Origin of the sequence: Bradyrhizobium sp. USDA 4538 (assembly GCF_024171045.1) — a bacterium.
Lineage (GTDB): Bacteria > Pseudomonadota > Alphaproteobacteria > Rhizobiales > Xanthobacteraceae > Bradyrhizobium > Bradyrhizobium australafricanum.
Genome location: NZ_JALJZE010000001.1, coordinates 7,184,367 through 7,205,837, shown reverse-complemented (window position 1 = coordinate 7,205,837; position 21,471 = coordinate 7,184,367). Strand labels below are relative to the sequence as shown.

General features: G+C 64.2%; 15 protein-coding genes. 4 read left to right on the top strand and 11 right to left on the bottom strand.

The window, feature by feature from the left end:
- Window positions 1-111: 111 nt before the first annotated feature.
- Complete coding sequence (locus J2R78_RS32860) at window positions 112-1,323, top strand: NAD(P)/FAD-dependent oxidoreductase (protein WP_253608214.1); 1,212 nt, start codon at window positions 112-114, stop codon at window positions 1,321-1,323.
- 40 nt (window positions 1,324-1,363) lie between these two features.
- Here J2R78_RS32860 and J2R78_RS32855 read toward each other — a convergent pair whose 3' ends face one another.
- From J2R78_RS32855 to rplJ, 6 genes are all read right to left on the bottom strand, one after another.
- A complete protein-coding gene (locus J2R78_RS32855; protein WP_057019550.1) occupies window positions 1,364-3,406 on the bottom strand; it encodes an ABC transporter ATP-binding protein in 2,043 nt (680 codons plus the stop codon).
- A 226-nt stretch (window positions 3,407-3,632) separates the two neighbouring features.
- The gene (locus J2R78_RS32850) at window positions 3,633-5,693 is read right to left on the bottom strand and encodes an FAD-dependent oxidoreductase (protein WP_253608213.1); all 2,061 of its coding nucleotides are present in this window, start codon (window positions 5,691-5,693) and stop codon (window positions 3,633-3,635) included.
- Between the two features lie 180 nt (window positions 5,694-5,873).
- Window positions 5,874-10,076: a DNA-directed RNA polymerase subunit beta' gene (rpoC, locus tag J2R78_RS32845; RefSeq protein WP_057019552.1), complete on the bottom strand. Its 4,203-nt coding sequence runs from the start codon at window positions 10,074-10,076 to the stop codon at window positions 5,874-5,876.
- A 127-nt stretch (window positions 10,077-10,203) separates the two neighbouring features.
- Window positions 10,204-14,322, bottom strand: a complete 4,119-nt coding sequence (rpoB, locus tag J2R78_RS32840) for a DNA-directed RNA polymerase subunit beta (protein ID WP_057019553.1) — start codon at window positions 14,320-14,322, stop codon at window positions 10,204-10,206.
- A 441-nt stretch (window positions 14,323-14,763) separates the two neighbouring features.
- Window positions 14,764-15,144 (bottom strand): 50S ribosomal protein L7/L12, encoded by a 381-nt coding sequence (rplL, locus tag J2R78_RS32835; RefSeq protein ID WP_028335453.1) that lies wholly within the window; start codon window positions 15,142-15,144, stop codon window positions 14,764-14,766.
- Between the two features lie 52 nt (window positions 15,145-15,196).
- The gene (rplJ, locus tag J2R78_RS32830; protein WP_028335452.1) at window positions 15,197-15,715 is read right to left on the bottom strand and encodes a 50S ribosomal protein L10; all 519 of its coding nucleotides are present in this window, start codon (window positions 15,713-15,715) and stop codon (window positions 15,197-15,199) included.
- A 618-nt stretch (window positions 15,716-16,333) separates the two neighbouring features.
- Between rplJ and J2R78_RS32825 the strand changes: the two genes are divergently transcribed.
- From J2R78_RS32825 to sigJ, 3 genes are read left to right on the top strand one after another with little or no spacing between them, the layout of a single operon-like run.
- Window positions 16,334-16,711 (top strand): hypothetical protein, encoded by a 378-nt coding sequence (locus tag J2R78_RS32825; protein WP_253608212.1) that lies wholly within the window; start codon window positions 16,334-16,336, stop codon window positions 16,709-16,711.
- Complete coding sequence (locus J2R78_RS32820; RefSeq protein WP_253608211.1) at window positions 16,704-17,249, top strand: hypothetical protein; 546 nt, start codon at window positions 16,704-16,706, stop codon at window positions 17,247-17,249. Before J2R78_RS32825 ends, J2R78_RS32820 begins: the two co-directional genes overlap by 8 nt.
- On the top strand, window positions 17,227-18,111 hold the full coding sequence (gene sigJ, locus J2R78_RS32815) for an RNA polymerase sigma factor SigJ (protein ID WP_253608210.1): 885 nt from the start codon (window positions 17,227-17,229) through the stop codon (window positions 18,109-18,111). Before J2R78_RS32820 ends, sigJ begins: the two co-directional genes overlap by 23 nt.
- Window positions 18,112-18,119: 8 nt before the next feature.
- On the opposite strand, the gene J2R78_RS32810 is transcribed toward sigJ, so the two are convergent.
- From J2R78_RS32810 to secE, 5 genes are all read right to left on the bottom strand, one after another.
- A complete protein-coding gene (locus J2R78_RS32810) occupies window positions 18,120-19,076 on the bottom strand; it encodes a 2-hydroxyacid dehydrogenase (protein ID WP_253608208.1) in 957 nt (318 codons plus the stop codon).
- Between the two features lie 154 nt (window positions 19,077-19,230).
- A complete protein-coding gene (rplA, locus tag J2R78_RS32805; RefSeq protein ID WP_018272150.1) occupies window positions 19,231-19,923 on the bottom strand; it encodes a 50S ribosomal protein L1 in 693 nt (230 codons plus the stop codon).
- Window positions 19,924-19,929: 6 nt separating this feature from the next.
- The gene (gene rplK, locus J2R78_RS32800) at window positions 19,930-20,358 is read right to left on the bottom strand and encodes a 50S ribosomal protein L11 (RefSeq protein WP_016840552.1); all 429 of its coding nucleotides are present in this window, start codon (window positions 20,356-20,358) and stop codon (window positions 19,930-19,932) included.
- A gap of 130 nt (window positions 20,359-20,488) precedes the next feature.
- Entirely contained in the window at window positions 20,489-21,022 is a 534-nt protein-coding gene (gene nusG, locus J2R78_RS32795; RefSeq protein ID WP_021081670.1) for a transcription termination/antitermination protein NusG, read from the bottom strand.
- A gap of 20 nt (window positions 21,023-21,042) precedes the next feature.
- Window positions 21,043-21,234: a preprotein translocase subunit SecE gene (secE, locus tag J2R78_RS32790; RefSeq protein ID WP_028335448.1), complete on the bottom strand. Its 192-nt coding sequence runs from the start codon at window positions 21,232-21,234 to the stop codon at window positions 21,043-21,045.
- Between the last annotated feature and the right edge of the window lie 237 nt (window positions 21,235-21,471).

The window sequence follows — 21,471 nt, the reverse complement described above, 5'->3', positions numbered from 1 at the left end:
AATATGAATAGAAACAACTCTCCCCAAGTTAGTCCCGAAGGCAAACTTCGAAACTAAGCCTTTATTTGCCATTCGCAGCGCAAAAATCGGGGTCACAGCCACGGAATTCTCATGCGGTACACCGACATCGCGATCATCGGCGGCGGTCTTGCGGGCTCGACCGCAACCGCCATGCTCGGCCGTGCCGGGATACCGACGATCCTGATCGACCCCCACCGGGTCTACCCGTTCGATTTCCGTGTCGAAAAGATCGGCGGCGACCTCCAGCTCGAGCGATTCGCCAGGACCGGCCTCGCCGAGTCGGTGCTCCGCTCGGCGACGCTGGACGGCGAGAACTGGATCGCGCGATTCGGCCGGTTGCTCGACCGGCAGCCGAGCCGGCAATACGGCATCATGTACGACGCGCTGATTGCGGCGATTCGGAACGAAATCGCCGGGCCGGCGGAATTCATCTGCGACAAGGTGATCAATGTCGCGACCAGTTCCGAGCGGCAGCGGCTCGTGCTTGCCAATGGCGAGGAGATCTCGGCGCGCCTTGTGGTGCTTGCCAACGGCCTGAACGTCGGGTTGCGCCGGATGCTCGGCATCGAGCGGCTGGTCACGAGCTTCTGCCACTCGATCTCGCTCGGCTTCGATTTCGTCCCCGTCGGCCGCCCCGCCTTCCCGTTCGCGGCCATGACCTACTTCTCGGAGCGGCCGAGCGATCGCATCCCCTACATCACGCTGTTTCCGATCGGAAACCGGATGCGCGCCAACCTCTTCACCTATCGCAAGGCCGACGATCCCTGGCTGCGGGCGATGCGGCGCAATCCGGTGGAGACGCTGAACGCCGCGCTGCCGCGGCTGCGCCGGCTCACCGGCGAGTTCGACATCGCCGGCGATATCAAGATCAGGCCCGCCGACATCTTTGTCAGCACCGGCTATCGGCAGGCCGGCGTGGTGCTGGTCGGTGATGCCTTCGCCAGCACCTGCCCCGTCACCGGCACCGGTACCGACAAGGTGTTCACCGACGTCGCCCAGCTCTGCAACGTCTACATCCCGGCCTGGCTGTCGACCGACGGCATGGGCGAGGAGAAGATCACCGCGTTCTACGACGATCCGGTCAAGACCGCCTGCGACGCCTGGTCGAACGCCAAGGCATTCAGCTTCCGCGAGGTGTCGGTCGGCAGCGGGCCCACGTGGCAGGCCCAGCGCTGGGCGCGCTTTTTCGGCTATCTCGGCCGCGGCTGGCTGCGCCGGCTGCACAACCCTGCGGCGGCGGCGTCAACGACGCAGCCGGCCAACCACTTCCGGCAACGTCCGCACGCCGCGGACCGGGCGTAACGAAAAATCTGGCGCTCGACCATCGCCCGCGACGCGGGCCTCACGCCTCCTCATCCTCGTCTTCGTCCTCATCTTCATCATCGTCATCATCGTCATCATCCGCGTCGTCGGCGTCCTCGTCGTGATTCAGATGTCCCTGGTCGTCCCACAGCTTGCGATAGACGCCATTGCGGGCCAGCAGCTCCTCGTGCGAGCCGCGTTCGATCGCCCTGCCGCCGGAGATCACGATGATCTCGTCCATCTCGACCACCGAAGTCAGGCGATGCGTCGACCAGATCATGGTGCGGCCCTCGGCGACCTTGAGCAGCGTGCGATTGATCGCAGCCTCCGTGGTCTGGTCGAGCGCCGAAGTCGCCTCGTCGAGCAGCAGCACGGACGGGTTACGGATGATCGCGCGCGCGATCGCGATGCGCTGGCGCTGGCCGCCCGACAAGGTATCGCCGCGCTCGCCGACCGGCGTGTCGTAGCGCTGCGGCAGGCTCATGATGTAGCGATGGATCTCGGCCTTGCGGGCAGCGTCCTCGACCTCCGCGTCGGTCGCGCCTTCCTTGCCGAGCCGGATGTTCTCGCGGATCGACATGTTGAACAGCATGTTCTCCTGGAACACGACCGCCATGTTGGCCCGCAGCGACTCGCGCGTCACCCGGCGGATATCGACGCCGTCAACGGCGACGCGGCCCTCGTCCGGCACGTAGAGCCGCAGGATCAGGTTGATCAGCGTGCTCTTGCCCGAGCCGCTGGGACCGACGATCGCAATGCTCTTGCCGGCATTGAGCTTGAGGCTGAGATTGTCGAGCACCGGCGTCTGTGCCCCCTCATACTGGAAGGTGACGCGATCGAAGGAGATGTCGTTGGTGATGCGCGGCAGATCCGGCGCGCCGGGACGGTCGGCGCCGCGGGTCGGCTCGTCGAGCAGTTCCTGGATGTGCCGCACCGCCGCCGCCGACTGGATCGACACCGGGATGAAATGCATCAGATGGGCGATGTTGTACGACACCTCCCAGAACGCACTCTCGAAGGTCACGAAGGTGCCGACGGTGATCTGCCCCTTGGTGGCGAGATAGGCGCCGATCGCCAGCACCACGAGGTGGAGCAGCAGCACCGCGATGGTGACGGTGCGCTCCACCATGGTCGACAGGAACATGGCTGACGCGGCCTTGGCCCGGACGTCGCGGTTGCGCATCGTGAACCAGCCGAGCGCCCGGCGCTGCAGATTGAACGCCTTCACCACCGCCTGCGCGGCGACGTTCTCCTGCACGGTTCCGAGCAGCGCGGCCTCGTTCTGCTTCTGCTCGTAATTGGCCTGCACCGCCTTCGGCGTCAGGATGCGCGGCCCGATCAGGGTGATCGGAAACACCAGCAAGGCGACCACGGCAAGCTGCCAGTTCAGGAACAGCATCAGGATGATGCCCGCGACCAGCTCGAGGCCCGGCAGCGCCGCGCTGTTGGCGAAGGTCTTGACCGAGCCCTCGAACGCCGACAGATCGATCGAGAAGCGCGACAGGATCTCGCCGCGCTTGGTGCGCGCGAAATAGGCCGACGGCAGGTTCTGGACATGGTCGAACAGCCGCGTCCGCACGTCGGCGATGATGCCGGCGCCCAGCCGCGCATCCCAGCGCTCGTACCAGACCGCGATGATCGAGGTGACGATGCCGGCAACCGCGAGCACGCCGAGGATCTTGTAGAGGGCCCCGAAATCCTCCTCGCCGAGCGCGTCGTCGATCAGGAATTTCAGGCTGAGCGGCATGATGACGTTGAACAACGTCTCGACCAGCACGCCGAAGGCGACGCAGGCGAACGGCTTCCTGTAGTTCGCCAGGATCGGCCTGACGAAGCCAAAGATCGTGGAGAGCGCGCCGGCGGCTTCCTTGGCGGTGAAGACGACGAGGTCCTCGTCATCATCGTCGTCATCGAGCTCGAACTCGTCGTCCGCGTCGTCTTCCTCTTCGTCGTCAGCCGGCGCCGCGGACGGCTTCGTGGAGGCGGCCGCCGCGGGCGGACCGGACGCGGGCTTCTTCTTCAGCTCGGGATCGTCGGCCGCCGCTCTCGTCGGATCGTCTGATGCAGGAGGTCTTGGCGCCATGAAACCAACCGATGCTCCACGGCCGGCATGACCGCAAATCGAAACCGCAGCTGATAACACTGCGCCCGTAATCCTATGCGATCACGACGAATTCGGCAAAGCGTTTGGAACGGCCGACGCGCCGCGGCGCGCTCGCGCGGATTCGCGGAGCAAAGCATTGCCGCCGTTTGACAGCTGGTTGACACGAGGCCGGTCGGCTCGCGGCAAAAGCTTCCGGTCGGTCCCGCTAGTCGTCGAGGTCGGCTTCGACCTTGTCGAAGAAGGAATAGCGCAGGCTGTCGGAGTCGGCGTACCACTGCCCTGGCCCCTTGTTGGCGGCCAGCGTCAATGTCCACAGCGCATCGGTGCAGTCGCGGCGGTGCATCGACAGATCGAAGCCGTTGCCGAAGAACAATTCCGACCACTCCCACCAGGTGCCGAGCTTCTTCACCCCGCGCAGCAGGTCGTAGCGATCGATCACTGCCGCCGCCATGTCGGAAGTCACCGACGCGAACACGACGCCGGTCTTGACCACGCGGTTGAGCTCGCGCACCCCGCGCACCACCTGCTTCTCGCCGAGATGGCACAGCGAGGTCTCGAACACGAAGTCGAACTCGTTGGCCTTGAACGGCATGTCGGCGATCGAGCCGAGCTTGTTGTACTTCTTGAGCGCCTTCGGCGTCTTGCCGTGGATGTAGCGGTTGTTCTCGATGCCCCAGGCATCGATGCCACGTTCGCGCAGCGCGCCGACCAGTTCGCCGCTGGCGGAGCCGGCGATCAGCAGCTTGTAGCCCTTCGCCCTGCCCCAAACCGTCTTGATCAGGTCCGTCAGATAGGCGGGGTCGGTGAAGTTGCGCCAGACCTCGCTGTAAGGGCCGACGCCGCGATAATCGTCGAAATAGCTGCGGTCGATCTTGTCGGACAGCGAGCTCTCGTCCTGCGCGCGGCTACGGCGCAGCCGCATCATCTCGGTGACAATGATGTCGGTCGCGGCATCGGAGGAATCGAGCAGTCCGTTCAGCGTCGAATCGAACAGATAGTCGCCGACCACCACGATGCCGGGATGCTCCTTCGGCTCGGGCCGGTGGTTGGTCATGACGTCGCGCACCGGCAGGCCGCCCGGCAGCGCGTTGACCGACGACAGCCAGCGATGGATCTTGCCTTCCAGGAAATGCTCGCGCGCATCGCCGAGCGAGGCAGGCAGCGACTTCAACGCGGCATCGATCAGCTCCTGATCGCTGAGATTGGCGAAGGCCAGCGCATCCGAGCCTGCGATCAGCCAGTTCAGCACGCCGTGCTTGCCGACATCGTGACGCGCGCCCTCGTTGTAGACGCAGCAGCCGCCGAACGCTTCCGACATGAACCAGGCGCCCGGGATCTTCTCGCCCCAGAACGGCTCGTCGAACAGGATCGAGACCCGCAGATAATGCGCGGGCCGGTCGAAATAGGCGACGTGCTTGACCATCGACTTGCGCAGCTGTTCGCCGTCCCAGCGCATGGTCGCGAGCCAGGAGTGCGGCAGGCAGACCAGCACGAGATCGAAGTCGCGCGTCTCCGGCCCCTTGCCGTTCATCATGTTGAGCTGGTAGCGGCCGCCAGCGGTCTTGCCGACCTTGAGCACACGATGGTTGAGCTGGATGTCGGCGCTGACTTCCGAGCGCAGACAATCGATCAGCTGCTCGTTGCCGTTCTGGATCGAATACAGGCCGATATAGCCGTCGACGTCCATCACGTAGTTCTTCAGCGCGTTGAGGCCGTTGGTGTTGTGGCTCTCGGTCGCGATGTCGGAACGCGCCATCACCTTGAAGAAACGCTTGGCGGTCGCGTCCTCGACCTCCTCGTCGAGGACCTGCTCGGCGGTCTTGTAGGCCCACGGGTGTTCGTTGTCGTGGGCGCCGACGCCCTCGTAATATTCGATCGGCGACACCAGGTCGCTGCAGCGCTTGCGGAACGCCTCGATCGCGGCCGCGGTCTTCGCCCCGTATTTGCGGCGCATGCCGGGAACGTCGGCAAGCAACTCGCCGTCGAGCTGCACCTGCTCGGCGTCCATCGGGATCGTCTGCAGGCCGAAATGCTGGATCAGCTCGCGCAGCGGGTCCGGCCCCGTCATCGAGTAATCATAGATCTCGGCGACGCCGGCCTCATACATCGCGGGCGCGGTGTCGAATTTGCGCGTGACGATCTTGCCGCCAAGGCGGTTCGACGCCTCGAAGATGGTAACGCGGCAGAGGTCGCCGAGTTTGCGCTTCAAATACCAGGCGCTCATCAGCCCCCCGGGGCCGCCGCCTACGATAGCCAAGTCGAGCATATGGATTCCGTCGTCTCCGGCGCGAGCCAAACAGCCGGTCTAAGTCACCCTAGCAAAGGCACTTTTTTGCCTGAAGGAAAGATGAACAAATTGCGTCCCTGCACCGCAGCAAGCAAAGAAAGCAGCAAAAAGGCCGGCTAAACGCCGGCCTTCTCGCCATACCCGTAGTCTTGCGGATGCCTATTCGGCGGGCGGCAGCGCCAGCGGCTCCGCTTCCGGAGCCGTCGGCACGATCGCCGCCTGCTGCTTCTCGCGCTCGTCGAGGATCAGCTTGTCGCGCTTGACCGCGACCTCGCGGATCCGCGCCATCGAGGCGCCGGTGCCGGCCGGGATCAGGCGGCCGACAATGACGTTCTCCTTGAGGCCCTCGAGCGGGTCCACCTTGCCGTTGACGGCAGCTTCGGTGAGCACGCGCGTGGTCTCCTGGAACGACGCCGCCGAGAAGAAGGAGCGGGTCTGCAGGCTCGCCTTGGTGATGCCGAGCAGAACCGGCGTACCCGTGGCGGGCTTCTTGCCCTCCTCCTTGGCCTTGGTGTTGAGCGCGTCGAACTCGATCTTGTCGACCTGCTCGCCCGAGATCATGTCGGTGTCGCCCTGATCGGTGACCTCGACCTTCTGCAGCATCTGACGGACAATCACCTCGATGTGCTTGTCGTTGATGAGCACGCCCTGCAACCGGTAGACCTCCTGGATTTCGTTGACCAGATAGGCAGCGAGCTCCTCGATGCCCTTGATCGCCAGGATGTCGTGCGGCGCCGGATTGCCTTCGACGATGAAATCGCCCTTTTCGACGATGTCGCCGTCCTGAAGGTGGATGTGCTTGCCCTTCGGGATCAGGTACTCACGCGGCTCCTCGGTCTTGTCCATCGGCTCGATCGAGATGCGGCGCTTGTTCTTGTAGTCGCGGCCGAAGCGGATCGTTCCCGCGGTCTCCGCGATGATCGCCGCATCCTTCGGCTTGCGAGCCTCGAACAGTTCCGCCACCCGCGGCAGACCGCCGGTGATGTCACGCGTCTTGGCGCTCTCGGTCGAGATACGCGCCAGGATGTCGCCCGGCATCACCTTCCCGCCGGTGTCGACCGACAGAATGGCGTCGACCGACAGCATGTAGCGGGCATCGCCGCCACGCGCGAGCTTCATCACCTTGCCGTCCTTGCCCTTGACCACGATGGCCGGACGCAGGTCCGAACCGCCGCGCGTCGTGCGCCAGTCGATGACCACGCGCTTGGCGATACCGGTCGACTCGTCGAGCGTTTCCGAGATCGACTGTCCCTCGACCAGATCCTCGAAACCGATCGTGCCCTCGACCTCGCTCAGCACCGGGCGGGTATAGGGATCCCACTCGGCGATGCGCTGGCCGCGCTTGACCATATCGCCTTCGTCGACGTGCATCTTCGAACCGTACTGAATACGGTGGGTCGCACGCTCGGTGCCGTCGGCATCGACGATCGCAACGACCATGTTGCGCACCATAGCGATCAGGCTGCCTTCGCTGTTGCGGGCGATCGCCTTGTTCTTAATCACGATCTTGCCGTCGAAGTTCGATTCGACGAACGACTGCTCGTTGAGCTGCGCGGCACCGCCGATGTGGAACGTGCGCATCGTCAGCTGCGTGCCGGGCTCACCGATCGATTGTGCCGCGATGACGCCGACGGCCTCACCGTGGTTGACCGGGGTGCCGCGGGCCAGGTCGCGGCCGTAGCACTTGGCGCAGATGCCGTTGATCAGCTCGCAGGTCAGCGCCGAGCGGATCTTCACTTCCTGGATGCCGGCCTGCTGGATCGCGTCGACGTGGCTCTCCTCCATCAAGGTGTCACGCTTGATGACGACCTCGTTGGTGGCGGGATCGCGCACGTCATCGCAGGCCACGCGGCCCAGGATGCGCGAGCCGAGCGAGGCGACCACGGTGCCGGCGTCGACGATGGCGCGCATCTTGATGCCGAGCGTGGTGCCGCAGTCGGTCTGCGTGATGATGCAGTCCTGCGCTACGTCGACCAGACGGCGGGTCAGGTAACCCGAGTTCGCGGTCTTCAACGCGGTGTCCGCGAGGCCCTTGCGGGCGCCGTGGGTCGAGTTGAAGTACTCGAGCACCGACAGACCTTCCTTGAAGTTGGAAATGATCGGCGTCTCGATGATCTCGCCCGACGGCTTGGCCATCAGGCCGCGCATGCCGGCGAGCTGGCGCATCTGGGCCGGCGAACCACGCGCACCGGAGTGCGCCATCATGTAGATCGAGTTGATGTCGGCATCCGCGCCCGCCGCCGTCTTCTTGGTGGACGAGATCTCCTTCATCATCGCCTTGGCGACTTCTTCACCGGCCTTCGACCAGGCGTCGACGACCTTGTTGTACTTCTCGCCGTGGGTGATCAGGCCGTCATTGTACTGCTGCTCGAAATCCTTCGCCAGCGTACGGGTCTGATCGACGATCTTCCACTTCGACGCCGGCACGACCATGTCGTCCTTGCCGAACGAGATGCCCGCCTTGAAGGCGTTGTAGAAGCCGAGCGCCATGATTCGGTCGCAGAAGATCACCGTCTCCTTCTGACCGCAGTGCCGGTAGACCTGATCGATCACGCCGGAGATCTCGCGCTTGGTCATCAGCTTGTTGATGATGTCGTACGAGATCTTCGGGTTCTTCGGCAGCAGGTTGCCGAGCATGACGCGGCCCGCAGTGGTTTCGATCCAGCGCTTGGAGTGCTTGCCTTCCTCGTCGAGGCCTTCCCACCGGTACTTGATCTTGGTGTGGAGGTGGATGACCTTCGAATGCAGGGCGTGCTCGAGCTCGGCCATGTCGCCGAAGATCTTGCCCTCGCCGGGCAGGCCTTCGCGCATGATCGAGACGTAGTAGAGGCCGAGCACGATGTCCTGCGACGGCACGATGATCGGCTGGCCGTTCGCCGGATGCAGGATGTTGTTGGTCGACATCATCAGGACGCGCGCTTCCAGCTGCGCTTCGAGCGACAGCGGAACGTGCACGGCCATCTGGTCGCCGTCGAAGTCGGCGTTGAAGGCGGCGCAGACCAGCGGATGCAGCTGGATCGCCTTGCCCTCGATCAGCACCGGCTCGAACGCCTGGATGCCCAGGCGATGCAGCGTCGGCGCGCGGTTGAGCAGCACCGGATGCTCGCGGATCACCTCGTCGAGGATATCCCAGACCTCCGGACGCTCCTTCTCGACCAGCTTCTTGGCCTGCTTCACCGTGGTGGACAGGCCCTTGGCGTCGAGCCGCGAGTAGATGAACGGCTTGAACAGCTCGAGCGCCATCTTCTTCGGCAGGCCGCACTGATGCAGGCGCAGCTCGGGACCGACCACGATCACCGAACGGCCCGAATAGTCGACGCGCTTGCCAAGCAGGTTCTGGCGGAACCGGCCCTGCTTGCCCTTCAGCATGTCGGCGAGCGACTTCAGCGGACGCTTGTTGGCGCCGGTGATGACGCGGCCGCGGCGGCCGTTGTCGAACAGTGCGTCGACGGCCTCCTGCAGCATGCGCTTTTCGTTGCGGATGATGATGTCGGGCGCACGCAGCTCCATCAGCCGCTTCAGGCGGTTGTTGCGGTTGATGACGCGGCGGTACAGGTCGTTGAGGTCCGAGGTCGCAAACCGGCCACCGTCGAGCGGCACCAGCGGACGCAGGTCCGGCGGAATCACCGGCACGACCGTCATGATCATCCATTCCGGCTTGTTGCCGGAAACGCGGAAAGCCTCGACGATCTTCAGACGCTTGGCGAGCTTCTTGTGCTTGATGTCGGAGTCGGTCTCCGCCATGTCGGCACGCAGCGTCGCCTCGAGCTTTTCGAGCTCGAGCCCCTTGAGCAGCTCGCGGATCGCCTCGGCGCCGATCATGGCGGTGAAGGAATCCTGGCCGTACTCGTCCTGCGCCTTCAGATACTCGTCTTCCGACAGCAGCTGACGGTCCTTCAGCGCGGTGAGACCCGGCTCGAGCACAACGTAGTATTCGAAGTACAGGATCCGCTCGAGATCCTTCAGCGTCATGTCGAGCAGGAGGCCGATGCGCGAGGGCAGCGACTTCAGGAACCAGATGTGGGCGACCGGCGCCGCCAGCTCGATATGGCCCATGCGCTCGCGCCGGACGCGCGACAGTGTCACCTCGACCGAGCACTTCTCGCAGATGATGCCCTTGTACTTCATCCGCTTGTACTTGCCGCACAAGCATTCGTAGTCCTTGATCGGCCCGAAGATGCGCGCGCAGAACAGGCCGTCACGCTCCGGCTTGAAGGTGCGGTAGTTGATGGTCTCCGGCTTCTTGATCTCGCCGTAGGACCAGGACAGAATCTTCTCCGGAGACGCGATCGAAATCCGGATCTGGTCGAAGACCTGGGCCGGGGTCGTCGGATTGAAAAGATTCATAATCTCTTGATTCATGGTCTTCTCCTCGCGTGCCGATCGTCACCGGCAGCAAATTCGAAACTTTTATTCAGCGCGCGCCCCGCCCAACGTCCGAGCGGGGTGCGGAGGCCCGGCGCGTTTGGCGCCGGGCATGATCACAGCGTTACTCGGCCGCTTCCGACGTCGACGCCGGTCCCACCTTGGAATTGTGCAGGTCGACGTTGAGGCCGAGCGAGCGCATTTCCTTGACCAGCACGTTGAACGATTCCGGAATACCGGCCTCGAAGGTGTCGTCGCCGCGCACGATCGCCTCGTACACCTTGGTACGGCCGGCGACGTCGTCCGACTTCACGGTCAGCATCTCCTGCAGCGTGTAGGCGGCGCCGTAGGCTTCCAGCGCCCAGACCTCCATTTCGCCGAAGCGCTGGCCGCCGAACTGCGCCTTGCCGCCCAGCGGCTGCTGGGTGACGAGCGAGTACGGACCGATCGAACGCGCGTGGATCTTGTCGTCCACGAGATGGTGCAGCTTGAGCATGTAGATGTAGCCCATCGTCACCTTACGATCGAACTGATCACCGGTACGGCCGTCATAAACGGTCGACTGGCCGGAGGCGTCGAAGCCCGCGAGCTTCAGCATCTCCTCGATGTCTGCTTCCTTGGCGCCGTCGAACACCGGCGTTGCGATCGGCACGCCGTGGCTCAGATTGCGGCCGAGTTCGACCAGCTCGTTGTCGTTCAGCGACTTGATGGTTTCATCCTCGCCGTAGATCTTCTTCAGGGTCTCGCGCAGCGGCTTGAGATCCTGCTTGTGATAATAGGCGTCGATGGTCTGCCCGATGCGCTTGCCGAGGCCGGCGCAGGCCCAACCGAGATGGGTCTCAAGGATCTGACCGACGTTCATGCGCGAAGGCACGCCGAGCGGATTGAGCACGATGTCGGCGTGCGTTCCGTCCTCGAGGAACGGCATGTCCTCGATCGGCACGATCTTCGACACCACACCCTTGTTGCCGTGACGGCCGGCCATCTTGTCGCCGGGCTGGATCTTGCGCTTCACCGCGACGAAGACCTTGACCATCTTCATCACGCCGGGCGGCAGCTCGTCGCCACGCTGCAGCTTCTCGACCTTGTCGAGGAAGCGCTGCTCGAGGCCCTTCTTCGACTCGTCGTACTGCTTCCGCATGGCCTCGATCTCGGCCATCAGCTTGTCGTTCGGCGAGGCGAACAGCCACCACTGCGACTTCGGATACTCGTCGAGCACCGCGCGGGTGATCTTGGTATCCTTCTTGAAGCCCTTCGGGCCGGCGATGCCCTGGCGGTTCTCCAGCAGCTCGGCGAGGCGGTTGTAGACGTTGCGGTCCAGGATCGCCTGCTCGTCGTCGCGGTCCTTGGCGAGACGCTCGATCTCCTCGCGCTCGATCGCCAGCGCACGCTCGTCCTTGTCGACGCCGTGGCGGTTGAACACGCGGACTTCCACGATGGTGCCCTGCACGCCCGGAGGCACGCGCAGCGAGGTGTCGCGGACGTCGGAGGCCTTCTCGCCGAAGATGGCGCGCAGCAGCTTCTCTTCCGGCGTCATCGGGCTCTCGCCCTTCGGCGTGATCTTGCCGACCAGGATGTCGCCGGCGCGGACTTCCGCACCGATATAGACGATACCGGCTTCGTCGAGGTTCTTCAGCGCTTCTTCCGAGACGTTCGGAATGTCGCGGGTAATTTCCTCAGGACCGAGCTTGGTGTCGCGGGCCATCACCTCGAACTCTTCGATGTGAATCGAGGTGAAGACGTCGTCCTTCACGATCCGCTCGGAGAGCAGGATCGAGTCTTCGAAGTTGTAGCCGTTCCACGGCATGAACGCGACCAGCACGTTGCGGCCGAGCGCGAGCTCGCCGAGATCGGTCGACGGACCGTCGGCGATGATGTCGCCCTTCTTGACGATGTCGCCGACCTTCACCAGCGGACGCTGGTTGATGCAGGTCGACTGGTTGGAGCGCTGGTACTTCATCAGCCGGTAGATATCGACGCCCGACTTGGTCGGATCGAGATCCTCGGTGGCGCGGATCACGACGCGGGTGGCGTCGATCTGGTCGATCACGCCCGAGCGGCGCGCGGCAATCGCCGCGCCCGAGTCACGGGCGACCACGCCTTCCATGCCGGTGCCGACGAACGGCGCCTCGGCGCGGACCAGTGGCACCGCCTGGCGCTGCATGTTCGAGCCCATCAGCGCGCGGTTGGCGTCGTCGTTCTCGAGGAACGGGATCAGCGCCGCGGCGACCGAAACCAGCTGCTTCGGCGACACGTCCATGTAGTCGACCTTGTCCGGCGTCACCGGCAGCACTTCGCCGGCGTGACGGCAGACCACGAGGTCGTCGGTGAAGCGGCCCTTGGCATCGAGCGGCACGTTGGCCTGCGCGACGCGGTAGCGGCCCTCTTCCATCGCCGACAGATAGATCACCTCGTCGGTGACCCGGCCGTCCTTGATCTTGCGATAGGGCGTCTCGACGAAGCCGTACTTGTTGACGCGCGCGAACGTCGCCAGCGAGTTGATCAGGCCGATGTTCGGACCTTCCGGCGTCTCGATCGGGCAGATGCGGCCGTAATGCGTCGGATGCACGTCGCGGACTTCGAAGCCGGCGCGCTCGCGGGTCAGACCGCCCGGGCCAAGCGCCGACAGGCGCCGCTTGTGGGTGATTTCCGACAGCGGGTTGGTCTGGTCCATGAACTGCGACAGCTGCGATGAGCCGAAGAACTCGCGCACCGCGGCAGCCGCGGGCTTGGCGTTGATCAGGTCCTGCGGCATCACGGTGTCGATATCGACGCTCGACATGCGCTCCTTGATCGCGCGCTCCATGCGGAGCAGGCCGATCCGGTACTGGTTCTCCATGAGCTCGCCGACCGAGCGCACCCGGCGGTTGCCGAGGTGGTCGATGTCGTCGATCTCGCCCTTGCCGTCGCGCAGGTCGACCAGCGTCTTGATGACCGCCAGGATGTCTTCCTTGCGCAGCGTGCGATGGGTATCGGGCGCATCGAGCTCGAGGCGCATGTTCATCTTGACGCGGCCGACCGCGGAGAGGTCGTAGCGCTCGGCGTCGAAGAACAGCGACTGGAACATCGCCTGCGCCGAATCCAGCGTCGGCGGCTCGCCCGGACGCATCACGCGGTAGATGTCGAACAGCGCGTCCTCGCGCGTCATGTTCTTGTCGGCAGACAGCGTGTTGCGGATGTAGGCGCCGACATTGACGTGGTCGATGTCGAGCAGCGGCAGGTCCTTGTAACCCTGCTCGTTCAGCACCTTGAGCGACTTCTCGGTGATCTCCTCGCCGGCTTCGGCGTAGATCTCACCGGTCTTCGGGTTGACGAGATCCTCGGCGAGATAGTTGCCGACGAGTTCCTCGTCCGACATGCGCAGCGCCTTCAGGCCCTTCTCCTGAAGCTGGCGCGCCTGGCGCACTGTCAGCTTCTTGCCGGCCTCGAGCACCACCTTGCCGGTGTCGGCGTCGATCAGGTCGTTGACGGTCGAATAGCCGCGGAAGCGGTTGGCATCGAACGGCACGCGCCATCCGTCCTTGGTCCGCTTGTAGGTGATCTTCTTGTAGAAGGTCGACAGGATCTGCTCGCCGTCGAGACCGAGCGCGTACATCAGCGAGGTCACGGGCAGCTTGCGGCGGCGGTCGATGCGCGCGAACACGATGTCCTTGGCGTCGAACTCGATGTCGAGCCAGGAACCGCGATACGGAATCACGCGCGCGGCAAACAGCAGCTTGCCGGACGAATGGGTCTTGCCCTTGTCGTGGTCGAAGAACACGCCCGGCGAACGGTGCATCTGCGAGACGATGACGCGCTCGGTGCCGTTGACGACGAAGGTGCCGTTCATCGTCATGAGCGGGATATCGCCCATGTAGACGTCCTGCTCCTTGATGTCCTTCACCGACTTGGCGCCGGTTTCCTCGTCGATATCAAACACGATGAGGCGCAGCGTCACCTTGAGCGGCGCAGCGAAGGTCATGCCGCGCTGGCGACACTCGTCGACGTCATATTTCGGCTGCTCGAACTCGTAGCGGACGAATTCGAGCATCGAGGTGCCGGAGAAATCCGAGATCGGGAACACCGAGCGGAACACCGCCTGCAGGCCCTCGTCGAGCCGACCGCCGGTCGGCTCGTCGACCATCAGGAACTGGTCATAGGACGCCTTTTGTACCTCGATGAGGTTCGGCATCTCGGCGACTTCCTTGATGTGACCGAAAAACTTGCGTACGCGTTTGCGACCGGTGAATGTCTGCTGCGCCATCGTGGCCTCTCATTTTCGTCGCCTTTGTGGGGCGAACCTTCCGGGAGCGACTGCCATCGGCCCCGGGTTGAATTTCGAATCGTCTCGAAGGAACGAAGCGCAAAGTCAGGAATTAAATCCCCGTCCCGGCCCCGACCACCTCCAAAACGCAAAACAACGCGCGGGGCGCATCACTGCACCCGCTCGTCCAAACGCTCCGCTTTACGGACTGAAAAAGCCCGAAATCTGACTGTCTCCCAACGGCTTCCGCCGAAGACCCTGCCGTCCCCGCCGCCTACCGTGTTTTTCCGCTGCCAACCCGATATGGGATGGCAATAAAGGAGATTCGAGGGTTAAGTCCACGGATCCCCACACTTTTTTGTGTCCGGCGTGCCACGCGACAACCTGTCGCACGCCGTTTGCATGGCCCGGGAGCGCCCTGCGGCGCTCCCGGATCGCGCATTACTTGAGCTCGACCTTGGCGCCAGCCTTCTCGAGCTGGGCCTTGATCTTGTCGGCTTCTTCCTTGTTGACGCCTTCCTTGACGGGCTTCGGAGCGCCTTCGACGAGGTCCTTGGCTTCCTTCAGGCCCAGGCCGGTGATGGCGCGGACTTCCTTGATGACTTCGATCTTCTTGTCGCCGGCCCCAGCCAGCACGACGGTGAAGTCGGTCTTCTCTTCAGCCGGAGCAGCGGCACCGCCACCACCAGCAGCCGGGCCGGCAACCGCAACGGCGGCAGCGGCGGACACGCCCCACTTTTCTTCGAGGAGCTTGGCGAGTTCGGCCGCTTCGAGCACGGTGAGGCTCGAGAGGTCGTCGACGATTTTCTGCAAGTCAGCCATTGTTCAGTTCCTTAAACGTTTGGTTCGAACCAGGTTTGAGATTAGCGAAGGGTCAGGCCGCTTCGCCCTTTGAGGCATGAGCCTGAATGACGCGTGCGAGCTTGGCCGCGGGCGCGTTGGAGAGCTGAGCAAGCTTGGTCGCCGGCGCCACGAGGAGGCCAACGATCTTGCCGCGCAGTTCGTCGAGCGACGGCAGTGAGGCAAGCGCCTTCACGCTGTCGACATTCAGGACGGTTTTACCCATCGAGCCGCCGAGGATGACGAACTTCTCGTTCGCCTTGGCGAATTCGATGGCAACCTTTGGCGCCGCAACCGGATCGTTCGAAGTAGCGATCACGGTCGGTCCCTTCAGCAGGGAGCCGATGGCAGCGACGTCAGTGCCTTCAAGAGCAATTTTGGCGAGACGGTTCTTCGAGACCTTCACCGACGCACCCGCCTGCTTCATCTGCATGCGCAGCTTCTGCATCTGGGCCACGGTGAGGCCGGAATAGTGAGCAACGATCGCAACCGACGTGGTCTTGAAGACCTCGTTAAGTTGTTCGACCGACTCTTTTTTTGCCGCTCGTTCCACAGCAAGCTCTTTCCGGTTGGCGGCCTTTCCGCGAAGGCAGGACCGCCGGGTTGCACCCATCGTCCCGCCCTAAACCTGATCCTTGGGGCGCAAGACCCTTCGGACATGCCGGGCAAGACGACATCTAGAAGCCTGCCCTCCCAAGCCTTGCGGCCATGGGCTGTCGAGGTTCGAACCAAACCAGCCTCCCGGCCGCGAACTGATCGCGACGTGGAGTGCAAAATCCGGTCTTCACCCGTCTATGCAGGCCATGCGATTAAGCCGTTGAAAACACGAAGTTCTCGCGGGCGCCTGCAGTCTTGGACAGGATCGAGGCACTTCAGCACGCTGAAGGCCCCTGCTCTCATTCCTCTGAAGGCGATGGGTCTCCTTCCTTTCGAGCATCCTTGCGGGCATGCGGAAAGGAATGATCTCCTATCATCTCAGGTTTTCGGATTGCGAGCACGGACATGCCAGCAAGTGCCAGCACGCCCGGAAGGCGCTATGTAGCCGGTCCTGCCCTGCTTGCCAAGAGCAAATTTCAGACCAGTTCGGCGACCTGCCCGGCCCAGCGAAAAATTTCTTCCCGGACGGCGTCACGCTCCAATGCCGCCGCTCGTCTGGGCGCTGGAGGCTCGCATGAAACGATGGATTGCAGGAATTCTCGCCCTCTTCAACCTCGCCAATGGGCTGGTGATGCTGTCGGCCGGTTCCCTCTGGTGGCAGCTGGTGCCCGGCGCCGCCGATACCGGTCCGTTCAACCCTCATTTGGTCCAGGACGTCGGCATTGCCTTCATCGCGGCCGGGCTCGGCCTGGCCGCGCGAGCCTTGTGGCCGGCCTGGTGGCCGGCAGCGGTCGCGGGCGCCGCGTTCCTGGCCGGCCACGGCCTGCTGCATCTCGTGATGATCGCCGGCGGCCACGACCGCCATGCCGCATCCGATCTGGTGGCGGTCGTCCTGCCCGCGGCGCTCGCCCTCTATTCCGCCCTGCCAAATCAAGGAGAACGACATGCGTAGCTTCATCGCGCGCCGCATGCTGCGCGCCTATTCCAGGCGCTACGGCTACGACACCACCTATCTCGAGATCATGCTGAAGGAATCGCCCGCCGCGTTCTTCAAATTCGCCGGCGCGATGAAGGCCGCCGCCTACCGCGCGGTCGCGCCGGTTGAGGCCTTCTATGCTGCCAAGCTGACCGGCGCCCTGGCGGAAGATTGCGGTCCCTGTGCGCAACTAGTCGCCGACATGGCGATCGGAGCCGGAATGGCGGAACAGCAGGTCACCGCCGTGCTCCGTCGTGACGTTGCCGCCATGACCGCGGACACCGCGCTCGGCTTCCACTTCGCCGACGCCATCGTGCAGCGCTCGACCGACGATGACGCCTGCCGCGACGCCGTTCGCGCGCGCTGGGGCGAAAAAGGCGTGATCGACCTCGCCATGGCCCTACAAATCGGCCGGATCTTCCCCATGATGAAGCTGGCGCTGGGATATGCCAGGGAGTGTCGCCGCGTGACCGTGGCCGGCCATCAGATCGATGTCATCAAGCAGGCGGCCTGAGCGCGACCCGCTGGCGCCGTATCGGGCGCGGCTGACCGGGCTTGCCTATCGCATGCTCGGCAGCCGCGGCGATGCCGACGATGTGGTCCAGGACGCCTGGCTGCGGTTCGCCGCGGTCGACGACGTCCGCAATCCCGAGGCGTTCCTCGTCACGGTGGTGACCCGGCTTTGTCTCGACCGGCTGAAGAGCGCCCGCGCCCAGCGCGAGGTCTATGTCGGTGCCTGGTTGCCCGAGCCGGTGTTCGACGAGGCGCTGTCGGCCGAGGCGGCGACCGAACTCGCCGACGATCTCTCCTTCGCGCTGATGCTGGCGCTCGACGCCCTGACGCCGCTCGAGCGCGCCGCGTTCCTGCTGCACGACGTGTTCGACCGGCCGTTCGCGGAAGTCGCCCGCACCCTCGAGCGCAGCGAGGCGGCCTGCCGGCAGCTCGCCGCGCGCGCCCGCCGATCGGTCCGCGACAACCGCCCTGTTCCCGCCGAGCCGCCCGAAGGCCACGCACGGCTGCTGACGGCATTCTGCAAGGCCGCGGCCAGCGGCGACGTCTCCGCCCTCGCCAACCTGCTGCGCGAGGATGCCATCGCGATCACCGACGGCGGCGGCCGCAAGCTGGCGGCGCTGAAGCCGATCAAGGGGGCAGAGAAGATCGTCCGCTTCATCATCGGCATCGCCGGCAAGAACGCCGGCAGCGAGGTTCGCGTCGAACCGATGATGGTCAATGGCAGCGCGGGCGCGCTGATCTTCCTCGATGGCGAAGTCGACCACACATTGAGCATGGCGATCGACGGCGAGACCGGCCGGATCGCGGCGATCTACATCGTCCGCAACCCGGACAAGCTGCGCCACGCGCCGCGCCGGAGCTGAAGCTCCGGTCAGGCCGCCGTCGCCACCGGATAGGCGAGCGGCTTGCCGGCAAAGAACGCGTCGAGATTGGCCAGCACGCAATCCTGCATGGCGACGTGCGATTCCAGCGTGTGGCCGCCGAGATGCGGCGACAGCACCACGTTCGGCAACGCCGTCAGCGCATCGGGCCCATGCGGCTCCCTCGCGAACACGTCGAGGCCGGCACCGGCGATCACGCCGTCGGTCAACGCTGCGACCAGCGCCTTCTCGTCGATGACCGAGCCGCGCGCGATGTTGACGACGAACCCGTCGCTGCCGAGCCGGCGCAGGATGTCGGCATTGACCGCATGCTCGGTCTCGGCGCCGGCGCGGACGGCCACCAGCAGCACGCAGCACCAATCGGCGAGCGCCTCCAGCGTCGGAAAGTATTGATAGGGCACGTCCTGCTTCGAGCGGCTGAAATAGCCGACCTCGGTCTCGAAGGCCGCGACGCGGGCGGCGATCTTGCGGCCGATCTCGCCCATGCCGTAGACGCCGACCTTGCGGCCGCGCATGCCGGCCTGCGGCCGCATCATCGGCGACGGCTTTGCACCGGCCCAGTCGCCGCTCCGCACGTAATTGTCAGCCACCAGCAGCCGCCGCACCGACGCCAGCATCAAGGTCACCGCCGTGTCGGCGACGGAGGCCGCATTGGCCCCCGGGCTGTGGCCGACCGCGATGCCGCGCCTGGCGGCCGCGGCGAGATCGACGCCGTCATAACCGGTGCCGTAGCAGACGATTGCGCCGAGCTTCGGCAGCATGTCCATGGCCTCCGTGCCGAGCGCCGTGCCGCCCGCGGTGATCATGGCGCGGATATCGGCGAGCTCGGCCGCCGGGAACGCTTCATCCAATCGCTTGCCCGCCGCGTTCAGCAGCTCATAGCGCTCGCCGAAGCGGATCAGCTGGGCCTTGGGAAAGCGTGAATAGACCAGGACCTTATCGGGCATTGTTGTTCTTTCTTGCGAGAGGCTTCAGATCTTGTCTTGGCGCGTTTTCTTCACGCGAACCGGTAGCCACTTCGCTCGAAAACGCTTTGGCAAAACAAAGGGCGGAACCGGTTGCCCGGTCCCGCCCCTCTTTATCTCGTCACGGCCAGAGACCTCAGCCGAGGATTGTGCCCGGCTCGACCTTCACGCCCGGGCCCATGGTGGAGGAAACCGCCACGCGCTGGATGTAGGTGCCCTTGGAGCCCGCCGGCTTCGCCTTGGAGACCGCGTCCGCGAGCGCCTTGACGTTCTCGACCAGCTTGTCCTCGGAGAACGAGGCCTTGCCGATGCCGGCCTGCACGATGCCCGCCTTCTCGACGCGGAACTCGACCGAGCCGCCCTTGGCGCCCTTCACGGCGTTGGTGACGTCCATGGTCACGGTGCCGATCTTCGGGTTCGGCATCATGCCGCGCGGACCGAGCACCTTACCGAGGCGGCCGACCAGGGGCATCATGTCGGGCGTGGCGATACAACGATCGAAATCGATCGCGCCGCCCTGCACCTTCTCGACCAGGTCTTCCGCACCGACGACGTCGGCACCGGCGGCCTTGGCTTCCTCAGCCTTGGCGCCGCGCGCGAACACGCCGACACGAAGCGTACGGCCGGTTCCGTTCGGCAGGTTGACGACGCCGCGGACCATCTGGTCGGCGTGGCGCGGGTCGACGCCGAGATTGATCGCGATCTCGATCGTCTCGTCGAACTTCGACTTGGCGCGCTCCTTGACCATCTTGATGGCATCCGCGAGCGGATAGAGCTTCTCGCGATCGACGCCCTCGCGGGCCTTCTTCAAACGCTTTCCGATTGACATGGCCCGTTACCCCGCAACTTCCAGACCCATCGAACGGGCAGAGCCCTCGACCATCTTCATGGCCGATTCGATGGTGTCGCAATTCAAGTCCTTCATCTTCTTCTCGGCGATCTCGCGCACTTGCGCCTTGGTCACCTGGCCGGCCTTGTCACGGCCCGGCGCCTTCGATCCGGACTGGATCTTGGCGGCCTGCTTGAGGAAGTAGGACATCGGAGGGGTCTTCATCTCGAAGGTGAAGGACCGGTCCGCATAGATGGTGATGATCACCGGGATCGGGGTGTTCTTCTCTTCCTTCTGGGTCTGCGCGTTGAACGCCTTGCAGAACTCCATGATGTTGAGACCGCGCTGACCAAGCGCGGGGCCGATCGGGGGCGAAGGATTCGCCGCACCGGCCGGGACCTGAAGCTTCAGGTATCCGGTCACTTTCTTTGCCATTTATCACTCCTGTTGTGCCGGACGTGCCGGCGGTTTCAGGTTCCGTGGTTCGGTTGAAGGGGCTGGCGACCGCCTCCTCCCTCCCACGGCCTCTCGACTTGACGCGAGGCATATACCCCGCGCCGTCCGGTCAGACCACCTTTTCGACCTGACCGAATTCCAGTTCCACGGGCGTCGCGCGGCCGAAGATCGACACCGCGACCTTGACGCGCGAGCGCGCCTCGTCGATTTCTTCCACCACGCCGGAGAACGAAGCGAACGGGCCGTCGGCCACGCGTACGTTCTCCCCGATCTCGAACGACACCGACGCCTTCGGACGCTCCACGCCCTCCTGCACCTGGTGCAGGATCCGCATCGCCTCCGCTTCCGAGATCGGCATCGGCTTGTTTTCCGCGCCGAGGAAGCCGGTCACCTTCGGGGTGTTCTTGATTAGATGGAACGCCTCGTCGGTCAGCTTCATCTTCACCAGCACATAGCCCGGGAAGAACTTGCGCTCGGCGTCGATCTTGCGGCCGCGGCGCACCTCTGTGACCTTCTCGGTCGGCACTAGAATCTGCTCGAACAGTTCTTCCAGCCCACGCTGCTTGGCCTGCTCGCGGATCGATTCCTGAACCTTCTTCTCGAAGTTCGAATAGGCGTGGACGATGTACCAGCGCTTGTCCATCAATTGAGTTCCCATGCTCATCAGTGGATGCCCAGTATCAGGGTAATCAGATAGCGGATGATCTGATCTGCGGCGAAGAAGAAGACCGAGGCCAGCGCCACCATCACGAACACCATGATGGTGGTGATGGTCGTCTCGCGGCGCGTCGGCCAGGTGACCTTGGCGGTCTCCGAGCGCACTTCCTGCAGGAATTTGAACGGGCTGAAAGCCATCGTGAGATCCGCGTCCGTCTCCGGACGATTGCAACGTTTCAAGGAATCCGAACAGCCGACCTTGCGGACCCAGCCCTCGTTTGGAAGGTTGAGCCGATAAACGAGCTCGAATGTTCGGGGAATTAGGCCGCGCCGGATATCCGCCATCAAAGCGGGCCGGCTGCGAGTGGCGAGTATCTACTGCGAGACCGGCCAAACGTCAAGGTCGGCGGGGTCGGGTCCGGCTCCCGCCCGGTT